This window comes from Pseudomonas sivasensis (genome assembly GCF_013778505.1).
GTDB classification, from domain to species: domain Bacteria; phylum Pseudomonadota; class Gammaproteobacteria; order Pseudomonadales; family Pseudomonadaceae; genus Aquipseudomonas; species Aquipseudomonas sivasensis.
Window position 1 is genome coordinate 1 of record NZ_JAAOWU010000031.1, and the last position, 17,954, is coordinate 17,954.

The window sequence follows — 17,954 nt, forward strand, 5'->3', positions numbered from 1 at the left end:
ATCCCGAACTCAGTAGTGAAACGATGCATCGCCGATGGTAGTGTGGGGTTTCCCCATGTGAGAGTAGGTCATCGTCAAGATTAAATTCCGAAACCCCATTTGCGAAAGCAGATGGGGTTTTGTTTTGCGCGATCGGAAAGTGCGAGGGCGGGTCAGGGCGAGCTCTCGAATATCCTCAGGGACGGGGGGCCTGCCACCTTGGTCATTGATGTGCAAACATCCGTCAAAGTACCGTTGAGGAATTCAATGCAAAGTGTTTCTGCATTTTTGGTATGGTGCAGCACATTTTCCCAAGGATTGATCTTTCATCGCAGGATGCGGCGTCGACCCTCTTCAACGAGATGCTGTAGAAATGCCAGAACCAATACCGATCAAAGATCACGAAAAAGAAAACCGTCTTGTCAATAAACGCCTGCTCGCTTGCGCGCTACTGGTCATTGGCATCACATGCGCTCTGGTGGGGCGTATGTATTTCCTGCAGGTCGTACAGTTCGACTACCACTCCACAATTTCTGAGAACAACCGCGTCCACGTATTACCCATTACACCGACGCGTGGCCTTATCTATGACCGCAACGGTGTGGTATTGGCCGACAATCGCCCCAGCTACAACCTGACCATCACCCGCGAACGCACCACCGACCTCAAGGGGGAGTTGGATGCCATCGTCAATCTCCTGCACTTGCCGCCTGAGGACCGTGGATTATTCGACAAGGCCTTGAAGCAAGCGCGCCATCCCTTCGTCCCAGTGACGTTGTTTTACGAGTTGACCGAAGAGCAAATTGCGTTGCTGGCAGTGAATGAGTTCCGCCTGCCGGGGGTCGATGTAGAACCACAGTTCGTCCGTCACTATCCGCTGGCCGCTCACTTCGCCCACTCCATTGGCTATGTGGGCCGTATCAACGAGAAAGAATCTAAGACCCTCGACTCGGTGGAGTACCGTGGCACGCAGTCTATCGGCAAGACCGGTATTGAGCGGTTTTACGAATCCGAGCTACACGGTCATGTCGGTTATGAAGAGGTTGAGACCAACGCCCAGGGTCGCGTGCTGCGCGTGCTCAAGCATACTGACCCGATCCCCGGCAAGAACATCGTCCTGAGCCTCGACGTCAAGCTCCAGGAAGCGGCTGAGGAGGCCCTGGGTGATCGTCGCGGCTCAGTAGTGGCACTTGACCCGCAAACCGGTGAAGTACTGGCCATGGTCAGCAAGCCCAGCTTCGATCCGAACCTGTTCGTAACCGGTATCAGCTTCAAGGAATATGCCGCGCTGCACGACTCCATCGATCGACCGCTGTTCAACCGTGTCCTTAGAGGCCTGTACGCACCGGGGTCGACCATCAAGCCAGAAGTGGCCATCGCAGGCCTAGACAGCGGTGTCGTCACCGCCCAAACCCGGGTGTTCGACCCGGGTTACTACCAACTACCCGACTTCGACCACAAATACCGCAACTGGAACCATAGCGGCGACGGTTGGGTGGATATGGACGCAGCCATCATGCGCTCTAACGACACATACTTTTACGACCTGGCCCACAAGCTGGGTATCGACCTCCTACACGACTATCTCGCGGAATTCGGCCTGGGTCAGAAAGTATCCCTAGACATGTTTGAAGAGTCAGCCGGCCTGATGCCGTCTCAGGCCTGGAAGCGCGCGACCCGCCGCCAGCCCTGGTTTCCAGGCGAAACCGTGATTCTCGGCATCGGCCAAGGCTACATGCAGGTCACGCCGCTGCAACTGGCTCAGGCCACCGCGCTGATCGCCAACAAAGGTGTATGGAACCGACCGCACCTGGCCAAAACGATCAATGGCGTGCCGCCCGTTGACGAAAACCCCATGCCGAACGTTGTACTCAAAGACCCTCGCGACTGGGAGCAGGTCAACCACGGCATGCAACTGGTAATGCACGATCCGCGCGGTATCGCCCGGGCCGCTGCGCAAGGTGCGCAATATCGCATCGCCGGCAAGAGTGGTACGGCCCAAGTGGTCGCGATCAAGCAGGGCGAGCGCTATAACCGTGAGAAGACATTGGAACGCCACCGCGACAACGCCTTGTTCGTCGGCTTTGCTCCCGCCGAACACCCGAAAATCGTGATCTCGGTGATGATCGAAAACGGTGAGGCCGGTGGTCGCGTTGCAGGACCGGTCGTGCGGCAGATCATGGATGCTTGGCTGCTGGACCAGGACGGTCACCTGAAGCCGCAATATGCAGCGCCAGCCAAGGCACCGGGTGAGCCGCGCGTCTAGGTCATGGCTTCCACTCGTCCCAGCGTTCCATATCCTCATAGGCGAGCCAGGGTACATCGTGGCTCGCCCATATGTGCGAGGTGGGACTGACGCCCGGATCATCATCCAGCGTTGCCACTCGCACAATTACATGGGGCTGCTGGCTACGCTCCGCCATCAGGTGTGAGCCGCAGCGTTTGCAAAAATGTCTGAATTTTCCCGGTGAAGACTCGAAGGCCGCGCGCAATTCCTCCCCTAACGTCCAGCGAAAATGCTCGCGCATCACCCCTGCCGTGGCGACAAACGCCGCCGCGTGTATCTTGCGGCAGCTCCTGCAATGGCAGTGGCTGATGGGCATATCCAAGATGTCCACCTGATAGCGCACACCTTTGCAAAAGCAACTTCCATTCAATGGTTCAGTCATAACGTATTGCCGGGTTCAAGGATGGGGTCATCATCATTGCTTACAACCTCAGGTTGCGCATTGTTTGATGTCGCCTACTGTCAATGGAGGAGGTGACTTATGCACGTATTAGATCGCATCGAGCGAAAAGTCCTGCTCAACGCTTCACGCAAACAGGTCTGGGAGGCGCTGACCAACGCTGAGCAATTCGGCGATTGGTTTGGCGTCGCCCTTAAGGGCAAAGTCTTCGGGGTGGGAGAAACCATCGAGGCGCCGATTACCTATCCAGGTTACGAGCATGTGGTCTGGAAAGCCAAAATCGAACGCATCCTGCCACAGACATTGTTCTCTTTCTGGTGGCATCCCTTTGCGGTTGAGAAGGGCGTCGATTATGACCAGGAGACACCCACCTTGGTTGAGTTCACGATTGAAGATCGTGCTCCGGGCATTCTGCTTCGGGTTGTGGAGTCCGGCTTCGACGCAGTGCCCCAGGCTCGTCGCCAGAAGGCCTTCAAGATGAACTCTCGTGGCTGGGACGAGCAGATGGGTAATATCGAAAACTATCTGAACACTGCCCGTCGGGCATGACCCAAGCGGGCATCATTGCTGATGCCCGTGCTTACAGCTTTCAGCTCCCATGGCTGTAGTGACTTCCTATGTGCCAAGAGCCCTGAGTTGGCTAATAGAATAAATTTGTGAGATTGCAGCCTGTGCGCGCGTTTACCTGCCGCGCTGGCCCGTATGCCGCGTAGAATCAACGCCTGAAAGCGATTCCTGAGGTGCGGCAAGGTGGATTTACAGCAGGGTTTTGTCCTGACCCGGCATTGGCGCGATACCCCGGCGGGTACGGAGGTCAGTTTCTGGCTGGCCACGGACCAGGGCCCACAGTTCATCCGCCTACCCATGCAGACCTCGGTGATGTTCATCCCAGAGGCCCATCGCAAGCCGCTGGATTGGTTGCTCAAGGGCGAGCGTGATATTGAATTGCGCCCCTTGCAGTTGTGCGATTTTCATCACCGCCCGGTCCTGGGCCTGTACACCCGCCAGCACCGCCAATTGATGGATGTAGAAAAACGCCTGCGCGCTGCCGGCGTCGACGTCTACGAAGCCGATGTACGTCCACCTGAGCGCTACATGATGGAGCGCTTTATCACCGCCCCGGTCTGGTTCGGTGGCACACCCGACGTCTCTGGTGCTCTGTGCGACGCGCAGATGAAACCTTCCGCCGACTACCGCCCGCCGCTCAAACTGGTGTCCCTGGACATAGAGACCACCGCTCAGGGCGACCTGTACTCCATCGCCCTTGAAGGCTGCGGTGAGCGCCAGGTCTACATGCTCGGGCCACCGAACAAAACCGACGCAGTGGACTTCAAGCTCGACTACTGCGACACCCGCGCCCAACTGCTGGAGCGCCTCAACCAATGGCTCGCCACCTTTGATCCCGACGCCATCATCGGCTGGAATGTCGTGCAGTTCGACCTGCGCGTGCTCCACGAACACGCCCAACGCCTCAAGGTGCCGCTCATGCTTGGCCGTGGCGACGAACCCATGGCCTGGCGCGAACATGGCAGTCGCAACCATTACTTCGCCGCAGCGGCGGGGCGCCTGATCATCGACGGTATCGAAGCCCTGCGGTCGGCCACCTGGAGCTTTGAATCCTTCAGTCTGGAAAACGTTGCGCAGACCTTGCTGGGCGAGGGCAAGGATATCTCCACGCCCTACCAGCGCATGGACGAAATCAACCGCATGTTCGCCGAGGACAAGCCCGCACTGGCGCGCTACAACCTCAAGGACTGCGAGCTGGTCACGCGGATTTTCGAGAAGACCGAACTGCTCAAGTTCCTGCTCGAACGAGCCAGCGTCACCGGGTTGCCAGCCGACCGCAATGGCGGATCGGTCGCAGCATTCACCCACTTGTACATGCCGCTGATGCACCGCCAGGGTTTTGTCGCGCCCAACCTGGGCGACAAACCGCCCCAGGCCAGCCCCGGCGGATTTGTCATGGACTCACGTCCCGGTCTCTACGAATCCGTGCTGGTACTCGATTACAAAAGCCTCTACCCGTCGATCATCCGCAGCTTTTTGATCGACCCCGTGGGCTTGATCGAAGGCCTCAAGCACCCGGACGACAGCGAATCAGTGGAAGGCTTTCGCGGTGCGCGTTTTTCCCGTACGCGTCATTGCCTGCCGTCTATCGTCGCCCGCGTCTCCGAGGGCCGTGAAGTGGCCAAGCGCGAACACAACGCGCCGCTGTCCCAAGCTCTGAAAATCATCATGAATGCGTTTTATGGCGTGCTCGGTTCCAGCGGATGCCGCTTCTTTGACACACGACTGGCGTCCTCGATCACGATGCGCGGCCACCAGATCATGCGTCAGACCCGCCAGCTGGTCGAAGCTCAGGGCTATGAGGTGATCTACGGCGACACCGATTCAACCTTCGTCTGGCTCGGCAAGGCCCATTCCCAGGAAGCTGCCAGCCGTATCGGAGAGGCGCTGGTGCAGCACGTCAATGCGTGGTGGCGCGAGCATCTGCACAGCGCATTTGGCCTGCAAAGCGCTCTGGAGTTGCAATACGAAACCCACTTCACGCGCTTTCTCATGCCCACCATTCGCGGTGCGGAGGAGGGCAGCAAAAAACGCTACGCCGGCTTGGTCACGCGCGCTGATGGCAGCGAAGACATGGTCTACAAAGGCCTGGAAACCGTGCGCAGCGACTGGTCGCCCCTGGCTCGGCAATTCCAGCAGGAACTTTACCAGCGCATCTTTCACCGCCAGCCCCATCAGGACTACATTCGCGACTACGTTCGCCGAACCCTGAGCGGCGAATTCGACGAACTGCTGATTTACCGCAAGCGCCTGCGCCGCCGGTTGGATGACTACGAACGCAACGTACCGCCCCACGTGCGCGCCGCGCGCCTGGCCGATGACTACAATGACCGCCTGGGGCGGCCGCGCCAGTACCAGCGCGGCGGTTGGATCAGCTACGTGATCAGCGTCAACGGCCCTGAACCGTTGGAAGTACGCCAAGCGCCCATCGACTACGATCACTACGTTACCCGGCAGTTGCAGCCGGTGGCCGATGCGATTCTGCCCTTTGTGAATGACGATTTCGGCACCTTGGTCGGTGGGCAAATGGGGCTGTTCTAACGATCAACACCCCTTAAAAGTGTGGGAGGTTACGCCTCCATCGATAGGAGAAAACGCTCATGTACACGCTCTACGGCACCGACGAATCCGGCTCTTGCATGATCGAAATCGCCCTGCAGCGCTGTGCGGTGCCGTGGCACCGAGTGGACGCCAGCTCCTGGCAGGAGAGCGAGGGCAGCGAAGCCTTGGCGCGCATCAACCCGCTCAAGCAAATCCCCACGCTGGTCACTCCCGGCGGGCAGGTGCTGACGGAAAGCGCCGCGATCCTCATTCACCTGGGGCTCGAATTTCCCGACTCGCACCTGCTGAACGGCGACCGGGCGCAGATCATCAGAGGCCTGGTGTATATCGCCGCCAACTGTTATTCGGCGATCGGCATCATTGACTACCCGCAACGTTGGTTGGGCAACGCCAATGAAGCGGCCCAAGTGCAACTGGCGACCGGCACTCGCCGCTATCTGCATCAGGCCTGGGTAGTGTTCGCCGATCAGTTCGAACAGCAGCTGTTTGCGCCGAACGGTGAGCCGAATGCACTAGGCATTATGGCGGCAGCAGTGTCGCGCTGGGATGACGCCCGTGAGGCGTTGGGCGGCTTGGCACCAGGCTTTGCCCAGACGTTGGCGCAGGTGGATGCCGATCCTGTCGTGGCCCCGGTTTTTGCGCGGCATTGGCCGGAGTGGAAGGTCTCGTAATGTTTCCGCAATCAACGGAAACAATCACGGATGTCCGCGCCAAACCCTTGCGTAGCGGGCGTCCTGACCTACGCTTTCTTAAAGCGCTGTAGGAATCATCCTTGAATTTGACTGTCGCAGACATGAAACTCAAGAACCCTGCATGGAATTCAAAGGAGGTGCGCATGCTCATCCGGTCGCTGACCCTGGCTACCTTGATGGCTTTTACGGGGCCGCTGTTGGCTGCTGATGATATCAACCCGCTCAAGCAGGATCTGGGCAAGGCCCGGCCGTTGGTGGTGGTTGAGCTTGATTCAGGCAACTCCACGCTGGTGACCCTTAAGAAACAACTGGACGAGCCCGCCATCAAGCAGTCCTTTGAAGAGCGCGCCATGGTGTTCTACACCGTGAAGTTCGGCAGCATTGGCGCCGAAGGCGAGAAGTTCGCCAAGGACCCAAAGGACAATAAAAAGCTAACGCCGCCCGAAACCAATGCACTGATCCGCGCACTCAAACTTGGCGCTGGCAGCGGCACTAAGGTGATCCTGATCGGCAAGGATGGCGATAAGAAACTTGAGAAGACCGTGCCACCGGATACCCTCGACTTGAAGGAATTCTTCAGCACCATCGACCAGATGCCCATGGCGGAGAAAGAAGCCGCTGCCGCCGCAGAACCTGAACCCGCCCCACCAGCGCCAGCCAAGGGCGCCAAGCCCGCAAAGCCGGGCAGCAAACCAGCCCCTCAACAACTGGATGACTGAACCCGAAACCCTGTAGGCCCGCAGCCTACAGGGTTTTTTGTGGCTTACGCACCGGAAACGGAAAGTAGAAAAACCGCAAAAACGCCACCCGCTTGATCACTTCCCCGATCAACAACGGCACCACCACAGCCACGACAAAACCGATACACGCCGCGACAAACGCATGCAGCCCCAGCCGCTCCATCAGGTCAAACGTCTTGTGCTGGATCTCGCCATGGAAGATCAACAAAATCAGCGTCGATTGGCCAATATAGGTCATCGCCCTGGTAATCAGGGCCGACACCATCAGCACCCGTGCCAGCGCCCAGCACACGTAAACACCAATCACCGCCAGCAGGCTGGTCCACAGCCAGTGGTCGTAGCGCCGTTGCGCCAGGTCCATGGTGTCGTGGCTGTAGATGAACACAACCGCGAATAGCGCCACCGAAAGCAACAGGGTCAGCACCGACCCCGCATGGGTACGCAGCCAGTCCCGCAGCAGATAGCCGTAGACGAAACACGCGCTGCTGATCAGCGTGATGTCCAGACTGAATGGCAAGCCGGGCAGTACCCAGGTTTGCCCGCCGACCGTCACCGGCAATTGCCAGAACCAGGGCAGCATCCAGATGCCGATCAGCAGCGGCACCAGCATCAGTACACAACTCACGGCCAGCGAAAGACGCTGGATCAACCGTAGCAGCACCCAACCAAACAGAATCGCCACCCAAAAGTGCGGCAAAAACCAAAGAGCCTGCCATGGGATGGTGTCCACCGAGGCATACAACACCCCGCCGATATCCGGCAGCAGCGGCTGGCCGCGCAGCAGATCTCGCACGATCACGTACACCAGCATGGTGAAGAAAAACGGCTTGAGCAGGCCATCCGCCTTACGCACCGCCATCTCGAGAAAGGGCTGTTCAGGCTTGAAAAGGACCCCCGACAGAAAGAAGAACAAAGGCAGCACGAACGACGCCAGGATCAGATACATAAGGTCCGGTGACGTGGCGACAAACCAACTGTGGGCATACACGATCACCAGGATGCCTATGCCTTTGGCGATGTCCATTTGGATCCAGCGATGTTTCATCTGCGTTTCCCCAGTCAACCCTTCATGCCTTGCGCCATGGTTTCAGCCACAGCCCCATCCCGAGCAATACCAAGGCACCGGCCAGGGTGCTCAGCCCCAGTTGCAGCCATACGCCTTCAAGACGAAACAACACCAGCGCCGCCACGCCCAACACCAGCGCACTGAGTAGCCAGTGCCGGGCCCAGGGCAGGGCGCCGAGCAGTGTTTGGCGTTGCATCAGCAGCAGCGCGGTGCAGATCACTCCCGCCAGCGCGGCCAGTGGAATTCCTGCCAGGCCGAACACAAATGGCAAGACGCAGAGCAGCAACACGTTGACCAGGCTGCCGAGCAATTCGCAGCGCAGCGGCTGGCGCGTATCGCCGGCGGCGTAGGCGTAACGCGCGAGCAAGGCGTTCCAGGCGCCGAACACCAACGGCACGGCAAACCACGCCAGCAGCAGCGGCAATGGTGAGTCAGACGATTGCTGGGGCAACAGCAGCGCCATCAGGCTTGGTGCGGCGGCTACCAGCCCGACGCCGGCGGGCAGCGTCAGCACGCTGGCGGTTTCCAGGCCGCGCTTGAGCAGGGCCAGGCGCGCATCGCCCTGACGTCGGCTCATCATGCCCAGCAGCACCTGATTGAGGCTCATCAGCGCAATCAGCGGCAGGTTCATCAGCTTGCGGGCCAGGTTGACCCAGGTGACTGCGCCTTCGCCGAGCAGCGACGCTACGAGTCTTTCGATCAGCGCTAGGCCCTGGCTGGCTCCGTTGCTTATCAATAAGGGGCCGATGCGTTGGCCCAGCTCGCGTAACGGCGCGAAGCTCAGCTGCCAGCGCCACGGCCGCCAGCCTTGGCGCCACATCGGCGGCAGCAGCGCCAGAGGCATCAGCAGGCTGCCGGCGAGGCATGCCAGGGCCAGTGAGTGGGGTTGAGTCGCGGTGCCGGCGAGGGCGAGGTACGTCACTGGTGGCAGGTTGAACAGCAGCGACCCCAAGCCGGCCAGCACAAAACGCTCGCTGGCCTGCAATGGAATGCTGAACAGCGCATGCAGCATCAGCCCCGGTACGCACCAGGCGACGACCTGCAGGTTGCTGCTGGCCAACGCCGTCGCGGTGTCGGCCAACCCTGGGCCGAGCACTTGCACCAGCCACGGCGCCAACAGCGTCAGCAGCAGACTGGTCACCAAGGCGATCAGCATCAAGGCCGGAAACAATACCGCCAGCCAGTCCAGCCGCTCGCCATCCTTGCGCGCCAGGTACAACGGCAACGCCGCCGCACTGAGCACACCGCCGGCCAAAGACATGCGCAGCGCCTCGGGCAAGAACAGCGCAATCAGGAACGCATCACTGCGCTCCCCCGCGCCCCACGCCGCGACCAGCAACCACTCACGGGCGAACCCCAGGCACAGGCCAAGCAGAGTCGCCAGGGTCAGCCATGCGGCGGAGCCCAGCATCAGGGCCGTGCGCCGCTGAACAGCGGTTTACGGTAGGTCACTGTCTTGACCTGCGGCAGGCGCGCCGGAAACAAGCGCCGCGCCTCCAGCACATTGATGCCCACCATCAGCCAGAACAGCGCCACCATCACCACCGCAAAACTGAAGTAGTGGTCAAACAAGCCACTGACCAGCGCGGACAGAATCCCCGCCGTGGTACCCAGCCACAGGGCGTTGTCCTTGGTCAGGCGGATCGGACCTTTCTCTGGACGGGCTTCACGCCACCAGCGGACGGTCACCGCCACAAACAGCAGCATGCCGACGAGGCCTATCTTGTAGATGTAGTTCAGCCACAGGTTGGAGATGCCCAGCAGACCAGTGCCCGGCACTGGCGGGTCGACCTTGAAGCCGATGCCCAGCGGATAGGCCGCCACGGCCTGCGGGAACATGCGGTATTCATCGAAACGCACTTCGGTACTGGCGTTGTTCGTAGAAAAAATCGTCGCCAGGCGATCCTGCAACGGTGGATAAGCCATCACCAGCGCTATCGTCAGCGCCGCTCCGATCATCAATAGGCGACCGGTGTACGGCACGCGCCGTGAGGCCATCCATATCAGCACCAGCGCCAGGCTGACCATCGCGCCACGGCTGCTGGCCAGCAGCAATGCCGCCGCTCCCAAACAGGCCACGCCCAAACCGAGTGCGCGTTTCCAGCCTTGTTCGGTCATGCCGAAGCAGAAGGCTAAAGGCAGCAGCAACGCCATGATCCCACCGATGGCATTCGGGTGCGTCCACGGCGAGCCCATGCGCGAAGACATGGCCTCCAGACCAAATTTGAGCATGTCGAAATTGGCGTAGTTGAACAGGCCAAGAATCGGCGCGATCCCGGCCCCTGAGCGTGTGCGCACGAACACCCCGATGGACAACACCAACATCGCCAGGGTGCCGAGCAACAGTGCGATCACCAGGGATTCGCGGTGCTTTTGATCCACCAGCAATTTGGCCGCGAGGAACACCCCCGACAGGTTCAGCAACCAGCGCAGCCAGTTGGCCAAGCCGCTGCTGTCGGCGTGGGTGATAACCTGACCGACCATGAAGGGGAACGCACTGAACAGCATCAGCCACAACAGCATTTGGTCGGTGGGCCGTCGGGTCAGGCTGGGCGCTTGGGGCAGGCTCGACAGGAAGCTGTGCCACAGGATCGCGCCCCAGGTGAGGGCCAGAATCGCCTCGCTCACCGTGGTGCGAATGCCCAGGTTAACCGTGGAATACGGCATGAACGTCGCCACGGCCGCAAACAGCAACAGGCCCCAGAACGGAAAGCGCAGGATGGTCACCGCAGCCGCCAGACCGACCACGGCCAGAAACGCCTTGGCCGGCGACAGCAGCAAAGCCAGGGCGCCAAACAGCAGGCCGAAGAGTATCGCGACGAGGCTTGCCAGATTCACTCTCACGTCAGTTCCTCGATCAGTTCGGCCAGGCGCCGGCGATAAGCGTGGTGGTTGAAGCGTTGCGCCCACTGGCGGCGTTGCTCGGGGGATTCTTCGTCGGGCTGCTCGCCCAGGCCTATCATCAATTGCGTCAGCGCCGGGCCATCGGTGGGCGAAAAGCGGGGGGCTGACGGTGGCGTGATTTCATCCAGTGATGTACCGCTGGCCACCGCCACGGGGGTGGCGACGCTCAAGGCTTCGATCACCGGCAGGCCAAACCCTTCGGCATACGACGGCTGCCACAGGCGCGAGGCCCGGCGGTACAACGCGTGCAACTCAGCGTCCGACACACCGCTCAAGGCGCGAATACCTGGCAGTGTGCGCTGGGCTTCGGGCAAATGATCGAGGCTGCCTACCAATACGAGTTCCGGCACTGAGGGCGATTGGCGTCGCGCTTGCTGCCAGGCGTCCACCAGAAATGGCACGTTTTTGCGCAACTCGCGGGTGCCCACCAGCAACCAGTAACGCGCAGGCAACTGGCGCGTGCTGAAGTCGGCGGCCAGCTCGGAGAACCCATCGACCTGGTTGGGCAACACGCGAATCTTGCCCGCCGCCTTGGGGAACAGCCGCGCGGTTTCATCGGCGCTGTACTGCGACGGCGTCCAGACGCGGTCGGCGCTGTGCACCGCGTAGGCAATCGACAGGCGATCGCTGGTCTTGTAGATCAACGCCTTCAAGCGGTTGGCGTGGTAGTTGTTCAGGGTGATCTGAAACAGATCATGCAACAGCACGACGGTGCGCAGTCCTTGAGGCTTGGGTGGCAACGGCAGGCCCATATTGAAGGTGCTGATGTACAGATCGACATGGTGTTCGCGCAAGGCCCGCGGCAAGAAACCCGCCTCGAAACGCAGGCGATTCTGTGGCTGGTGCATGGCAGTCTTGGCGCAGCCCCAAGCCGGGCAATGGGCCCACAACCGGGTTTCATCGCCCAGGGGGGCCACGGTAAAGCGCTCGACCTCGATGTTCGGCAGCGTGTGCAGCGCACTCTCCAGCGCATACACCTGGCGGCTGATGCCCGATTGCGGCGAGGTGCCGACGGTGCGGTAATCCAGGCCTACACGCATGCCGGCTCCTTTTGGTTCTGCGGCGCGAGGGTGGCGTACACCTGCTCCAACTGGCTGGCGGCGACGCTCCAGTCATGGGCCCGACGCACGTAGGCGCGGCCAGCTTCACCCATGGGCGCGGCGGCGTCGGGGAATTGCAGCAGGCGTACCACCGCATCGGCCAGCTTGGTGGCGCTTTGTCCGCCGAGGTAGTCCAGGCCTTCCACCAAGTCCAGCCCGGATACACCTTGCTCGGTGCTGGCCAACGGCAGGCCGGCGGCCAGGGCTTCTAGCACCTTGAGTTTCGACCCGCCGCCGTGGCGCAACGGCGCCAGAAAGACCGAGCAGCTTGATTGCAGATTCAGCAGGTCGGGCACGAAACCTTGCCACTCGATGCGCGGGTCCTTCCAGCGCTCGCGCCAACTGCCCGGCATGCCGAAACCGCACACGCTCATGCGCGCATCCGGGCAGCGCGCCCAGACCTTGGGCAGGATTTCATCCAGCGCCCATTCGATGGCGTCCACGTTCGGCGCGTATTCATAGTTGCCCAGGAACAGCACGCGTCGGGTCGACGGGTCGGGACGGGCGGCGGCGAAGTGATCGCAGTCCACGCCATTGACCACCACCGGTACCGGTTTTCCGGCGATTTTTTCCAGGACCTGCGCGTCGCTGTCGGTGACGGCCACCACCTGCGCGGCCTGGCGCATCACTCGGCGTTCCCAGCGGGTATAGCGCCATTGATCGTAGCGAATGAACGGCAGCGCCCAACGCGGCAAACGGTCGTAAGTGGCTGCGCCCAGGGCCGACTCCACATTGTGTTCGGTCAGCACAAACGGCTGTGACTTGCGCGCCAGTGCATCTTCGTAAGGCTGGAAGCTGTAGCTGTGCTCAATCTGCACCACGTCCCACTGCTCACCCAGCAACCAATTGAAAGTGTCCTGCAACTCGCCCGCCAAACCATTCACGCTGGCCAGCAGCGGGTAGGGCGCAAACAGCCCGGCCACCAGGGTCTTGAAACTGCGCAACGGGCGGCGCGGCAGGATGATCAACTGTTCGACAAACGCCTCCATCACCTGGCGGTCGGTGAGCGACACCGGGTGCTTGTCATGCAGCAGCAAGGTGATCTGGTGCCCACGCGCCGCAAGGCTGCGCAGCAAATGGAACTGACGCGTCTTGCCGCCGCTGGTGGCGGGCCAGGGCGAGTAGGGCAGGATCCATAAAATGCGCATCGCAGGCCTCACTCCCATAACAGTATTTGCAGGTTTGGCTTGACCGTGATGGTCAGTCCGTTGGTGCCGCTCACCGGGGTTTGCGTGCCGCGCAGCGGGTCATACAGGGTCGCGCTGGCCAATCCTGGCAAGTGAGCGTCACCGCCCTGTGCCGACCAAAAAAACCATAACTTGCGACCATCCGTGCGGGTCCAGCCGATGCTGAACAGGCCATCGGGCAATTGGTCGGCGGTGGGTGGGTCGCCGGGGATTAGCTTCGGCCCGCTGACGTCGAGGAAGTTTTTCAGCGCGGTGTAGACCGGCTTGGGGTTAGTGTCGATGTCCAGCAAACCGTAGGACTGGTCACGCACGCTGGCGCGCTGGTCCAGATCGCTCAAGGTAAACAGGAAGATCTTGTCGTAATCCATCGCGCTCATCAGCGCCAGGCGGCGTACTACGTAATCGGCCTGGGCCTGTGGGGTGATGATGTCCTGGGCGTCTTTGGGGCCGGTGTAGGTCGACCAACCCCATTCGGTGCTCCACAGGGTCTGCACACCGCCGGTGCGCAAGGCTTGGTTGAGTGCGGTGGTCTTGGCGATAAAGTCCAGGTTGGCGGGGTCGTTGCCTTCGGGCAATTGGGTGTAGGGGTGGTAGGAGATGACGGTATTCAGGCTGGCCACGCCGAGTGCGCCGAGGGCATCGAACATGGTCTGGCCGTTAGGCATTTCGCTGAAGAACGCCATACCGGCTGCGACCACCGGTTTGCTCGGGCTCATCGCTCGCAGCGCGGCGGCTGAGGTGGTCAGCAGCGTGGCGTAGCCGGCCGGATCGGCCACCGGACGCCAGAAGCCCAGCAGGTTAGGTTCATTCCACACTTGCCAGGCGTCCACGCTGGGGTAGCGCTGGGCGAGCAACGCCATGCGGTTGGCGAACACGTTCGGGTCCTTCGGCGGGTACTGGTCCTGATAGGGCGCACCCGCCGGTGCCGTGGTGGCAAACGGCGCCGAGCCGACCAGGTAAAACACCGACTTGAGCTGGTTGTCCTGCAGCTTGCCCACCAGTTGGTCCAGGGTTGCCACTTGGTACTGGCCCTCTACGGGTTCCAACTGATCCCAATGCAGGTCCAGGCGCACCCACTCCAAACCCAGCGCCTTGAGACGGTCGATCTGCTTCTGATAACGCTCGGGGCTGAACCATAGGAATTGCGCGTTCACCCCCAGGAAATCCTTCCATACCACCTCTTTGTTGCCCTTGAGCACATGGCTTTCTGCATCCGCCTGGCGCCCCCAAAAAAACGCAGTCAGGCCCAAGGCAGCGACCACGGCCAGGGTGGCGAAGTAGGTGCGTTTACGCGCCATGGCGAGCTCCTGAAATGGCGTCGCCAAACAGTGCGGCGAACTTCTGCGCGGTTAACGGCCACAAGCGCTCACGGCCGATTTCGCCGGCGCGTTCGGCCCAGTCCCGGGCCAACAGCGGTGTGCGCGCCAGGCGCAGCAGTTGCTCGCTGAGCGCGGCCACGTCGCCTTCGGGGTAGATGGCGCCGTTGCCGCTGGCGACTTCTTCGGCAAACGCCCGGGCATCCGAGGTAATCGCTCCGCGCCCGCATGCCGCCGCCCAGGACAACGCGCCGCTGGTGCCGCGCTGGCGCCCGAGCAGGCCGAGTTTTTTCGATTCACGGTACGGCAGCACCATCACATGGTGCCCCTGAATGGTCTGGGCGATGTCGTCGGCCGGCAAGTTCAACCGCCAATCGATAGCGTCCGTCAGGCCGAGGTCGGCGATTTGGCTATTCAACTGCTCCAGGTAATTGCTGCCTGCGCCAAACGCCATTTCGGCGGCTGTGCCTCCGGCCAGGGTCAGGCGCACACGGTCTCGCAATTCAGGGGCTTGTTCGAACACGGCGGCCAGGGCCTGCAGCAGGTCCTCGATGCCTTTGCCCCGGTAGATAAAACCGAAGTACAGCAGGTGCAGCGTGTCCAGCGGCGGCAGCGGCACGGGTGGGATGGCCAGGTTGGCGTGGTTGATCACCGCGACTTTGCCCGCCGGCAGTTGCATGCGCTGGCTCAGGCATTGGGCGCCCAGGCGAGTGAGGGTGATCAGCCGCGTCAGGCCTTTAGCGACCTGACGCTCTTCACGCAGGGTCAGTGGGTCGGCCAGCACGACCGCCGCCTGGGGCAGCGGGCTCGGCAAACGGTCCAGCAGGTTCAACGGAAATGGCAACTGCTCGCGCCGCCACACGATCCGTTCCGGGTCATGCACGGTGGCGGTCAAGGGCAATGCCGGGTAGGTCTTGCGCAGTTCACGCAGGGCCAGAAACTCCCCCAGCCGCCCGCCGCCCAGCTCGGCGTGGACCAGGTCCACACTCTGCCAGTCGAATGCAGCGATAGCCTGCTTGATGGCCTCGCTGTTGCTCGCCACACCGGTCAACGGCGTCAGCACCGTTACGCCCAGGTGTTCCAATGCCGTGCGGAAATGGTTCGCGTAGTCGGCGATCCCGTTTTTTTCCGGCGGCAATGGGGCGAGCAGGGCGATGCGCATCAGAACGCTCCCCGGTACTTGGCGATGAATTTAAGCACCTTGGCCGGCACTTCGAACTTACGCCGGTTGATGATGATGCCGTCCACCTTGCCGAATGCCGTGTTGAGGATCGACAGCGCGTGCTCGACCACGGGCACCGTGCTGGTATTCGCTTCCACCACCAGGGCGATCAGGTCGGCGCGGCGCAGGTTGATAAACGCATCGCGGTTATCCAGCAGCGCCGACGCGTCCAGCAGCACCACTTCGCCCGGCTTGGCAGGTTCAGCCCCGCCGACCCGCACGTTGATGCCGTTTTCCTGAAGCAACTGACGCAGGTGTTCCACCACAAAGGTCACCCCCTCGCCATGGCGCGCCGAGGTCAGCCCCAGCGTCATGCCTTGCTCGGCAATCCGCTCCAACTGCAGCAAACCGTACAGGCGGTAGATGCTCGCATTGAACGCGTTGGTGCCTTGGGCGGTGCTGGTGTCCAACTCCGGCAGGGTCGTCCACAGTGGCAGGCCGAACTTGCGTTCCACCAAACCACCGTCGTGGATGCGCTGGTCGAGCAGGTAGCAAAGGTAGATCACAAGCAGGCCGACGACGATCGCAAACGGAATCGCCAACAGCAGCATCACCAGGGTTTTCGGGAAGATGCGGCCGGGGTTCAGGGTGGCTTCTTCGATCACCGCGATGTTGCTGATCTGGCTGTTATCCAGCTCACGGTCGATACGCGATTTTTCCAGGTTGTCCACGTACAACGCGTAGTTGCGTTCGGCGGTGCTCAGCTCGCGGCCCAGGCGGGTCAACTCCGGTTCGATCTCCAGGGCTTGTTTGCGTTGAGCTTCAAGGTTGACCAGTTGCTTTTGCTGCTGGACCAGTTGAGTGCGCAGCGCCAGGTTGTTGCTCGTTTCATCCAGCAGCACGCGCTGCAAGTGGATTTCCAGCGTGTTGGGCGCACGATTTTCCGAGCTCTGCACGGTGTTGCTTTCGCTGGAGACGTGGGCCTGCATCGCGCGGATCGACGCATCCAGGGCTTTGACCGGCGGCGCGTTATCCGTGTAGGTGCGCATCATGTCGGCCTTTTCCAGCAGCTTCTGGTTGAGCAGGCGACGCAAGTCCTGCTGCTGCGGGTTCAGTGCGATCTGGCGAACCGTGGTCACTTCCTTGGGTTGGGTCTTGAGCTGCGTGCGAGTGCTCGCGATGGCGCTGTCGGAGGAGGCGATCAGGCGCGTGGTGTTGAACGTCTCGCCGCGCAATACGTTGATGCGCTCGGACAAGTCTTCCAGGCGATCAGTGATGCTGGCCGCACCGATCTCATTCAGGTGTGTGAGGATCTGCTCCTTGTAGCCCTTGATCTCCGTGGCGCTGGTGGACACCTGACCTTCATAAAACACATACAAACTCTTGCGCCCCAGAGCCTGGGTACGTTCGTTGATGTAGGTCTCGACCCAATCCTTGACCACCGCCTGGGCGATTTGCGGATCACCCCAGGTGAAGCTGATGTCCATCACCGTGGAACCGGCGGCGTGGCTCACTTCAAAGCTCTTTTCCAGGTTGGCGGCAAGGCGTTCCACCGGCGTGGTTTTTTCGATCACACCGACGCTTTCCAGCACCACGCGAATACCGTCGAACACCGCGCCGACGCCCTCCTTGACGGCGTGCTTGGTGCGCTTCCAGAAACCCTCCGGCGGCGGCGCATTGTTGATGACTTCCAGGTAGTGCTCGGCCACTGCACGCACGATAGGGCGCCCGGTCAGCAGGCGTTCTTCGTCGACAATCGGGTCGCGCTGGGTGCTGGGCATCACCAGCGCCTGACGATTACTGATCTCGATGGGCAGGGTCGAATCGCGGCCCGGTTTCACCAGCAGTCGAGCGGTGGATTCGTACTTGGCCGGCAGCAGGAACGCCCCCAGCAGTATGATCACCAACGCGGCAATGGCGGCCAGTTTGAACTCGCGCCGGAAGATGAAGAACAGGCGCAGCAGATCACGAAAAGAACGGATCTCGATCATA

The 17,954-nt window shown here is 61.2% G+C and carries 14 protein-coding genes and 1 rRNA gene; 6 read left to right on the top strand and 9 right to left on the bottom strand.

Annotated features, from left to right (window positions below):
* Both rrf and mrdA read left to right on the top strand, forming a co-directional pair.
* Positions 1-80: ribosomal RNA gene (rrf, locus tag G9Q84_RS30055) — 5S ribosomal RNA — on the top strand; the annotation flags it as partial.
* A gap of 272 nt (positions 81-352) precedes the next feature.
* Positions 353-2,245 (top strand): penicillin-binding protein 2, encoded by a 1,893-nt coding sequence (mrdA, locus tag G9Q84_RS28060; protein WP_181644458.1) that lies wholly within the window; start codon positions 353-355, stop codon positions 2,243-2,245.
* A 1-nt stretch (position 2,246) separates the two neighbouring features.
* Here the strand turns inward: mrdA and G9Q84_RS28065 are convergent, their stop codons facing one another.
* Positions 2,247-2,648 carry a GFA family protein gene (locus tag G9Q84_RS28065; RefSeq protein ID WP_032888194.1) on the bottom strand — a complete coding sequence of 134 codons (402 nt, stop codon included), beginning with the start codon at positions 2,646-2,648 and terminating at the stop codon, positions 2,247-2,249.
* Positions 2,649-2,747: 99 nt separating this feature from the next.
* On the opposite strand from G9Q84_RS28065, the gene G9Q84_RS28070 reads away from it, so the two are divergent.
* From G9Q84_RS28070 to G9Q84_RS28085, 4 genes are all read left to right on the top strand, one after another.
* On the top strand, positions 2,748-3,215 hold the full coding sequence (locus G9Q84_RS28070; RefSeq protein ID WP_032888196.1) for an SRPBCC family protein: 468 nt from the start codon (positions 2,748-2,750) through the stop codon (positions 3,213-3,215).
* A 201-nt stretch (positions 3,216-3,416) separates the two neighbouring features.
* Entirely contained in the window at positions 3,417-5,774 is a 2,358-nt protein-coding gene (locus tag G9Q84_RS28075; RefSeq protein ID WP_181644459.1) for a DNA polymerase II, read from the top strand.
* A gap of 59 nt (positions 5,775-5,833) precedes the next feature.
* Entirely contained in the window at positions 5,834-6,466 is a 633-nt protein-coding gene (locus G9Q84_RS28080; RefSeq protein WP_032888202.1) for a glutathione S-transferase N-terminal domain-containing protein, read from the top strand.
* A 164-nt stretch (positions 6,467-6,630) separates the two neighbouring features.
* Positions 6,631-7,206, top strand: coding sequence for a DUF4174 domain-containing protein (locus G9Q84_RS28085; protein WP_181644460.1), 576 nt, complete (start codon positions 6,631-6,633; stop codon positions 7,204-7,206).
* A 25-nt stretch (positions 7,207-7,231) separates the two neighbouring features.
* On the opposite strand, the gene G9Q84_RS28090 is transcribed toward G9Q84_RS28085, so the two are convergent.
* The 8 genes from G9Q84_RS28090 to G9Q84_RS28125 are packed head-to-tail and all read right to left on the bottom strand — an operon-like array spanning position 7,232 to position 17,953.
* Complete coding sequence (locus G9Q84_RS28090; protein WP_099601513.1) at positions 7,232-8,272, bottom strand: acyltransferase family protein; 1,041 nt, start codon at positions 8,270-8,272, stop codon at positions 7,232-7,234.
* 22 nt (positions 8,273-8,294) lie between these two features.
* Positions 8,295-9,704 carry a murein biosynthesis integral membrane protein MurJ gene (murJ, locus tag G9Q84_RS28095; protein WP_181644461.1) on the bottom strand — a complete coding sequence of 470 codons (1,410 nt, stop codon included), beginning with the start codon at positions 9,702-9,704 and terminating at the stop codon, positions 8,295-8,297.
* Positions 9,704-11,131 (bottom strand): O-antigen ligase family protein, encoded by a 1,428-nt coding sequence (locus tag G9Q84_RS28100; protein WP_181644474.1) that lies wholly within the window; start codon positions 11,129-11,131, stop codon positions 9,704-9,706. Before G9Q84_RS28100 ends, murJ begins: the two co-directional genes overlap by 1 nt.
* Positions 11,132-11,133: 2 nt before the next feature.
* The gene (locus G9Q84_RS28105; protein ID WP_181644462.1) at positions 11,134-12,237 is read right to left on the bottom strand and encodes a glycosyltransferase family 4 protein; all 1,104 of its coding nucleotides are present in this window, start codon (positions 12,235-12,237) and stop codon (positions 11,134-11,136) included.
* Positions 12,228-13,445, bottom strand: a complete 1,218-nt coding sequence (locus G9Q84_RS28110; RefSeq protein WP_122681528.1) for a glycosyltransferase family 4 protein — start codon at positions 13,443-13,445, stop codon at positions 12,228-12,230. The genes G9Q84_RS28105 and G9Q84_RS28110 overlap by 10 nt, the downstream gene beginning before the upstream one ends.
* A gap of 8 nt (positions 13,446-13,453) precedes the next feature.
* Positions 13,454-14,782 carry a GH39 family glycosyl hydrolase gene (locus G9Q84_RS28115; protein ID WP_095186473.1) on the bottom strand — a complete coding sequence of 443 codons (1,329 nt, stop codon included), beginning with the start codon at positions 14,780-14,782 and terminating at the stop codon, positions 13,454-13,456.
* Positions 14,772-15,962, bottom strand: a complete 1,191-nt coding sequence (locus G9Q84_RS28120) for a glycosyltransferase (RefSeq protein ID WP_181644463.1) — start codon at positions 15,960-15,962, stop codon at positions 14,772-14,774. Before G9Q84_RS28120 ends, G9Q84_RS28115 begins: the two co-directional genes overlap by 11 nt.
* Positions 15,962-17,953, bottom strand: coding sequence for a GumC family protein (locus G9Q84_RS28125; protein WP_032888220.1), 1,992 nt, complete (start codon positions 17,951-17,953; stop codon positions 15,962-15,964). Before G9Q84_RS28125 ends, G9Q84_RS28120 begins: the two co-directional genes overlap by 1 nt.
* Position 17,954 lies beyond the last annotated feature (1 nt).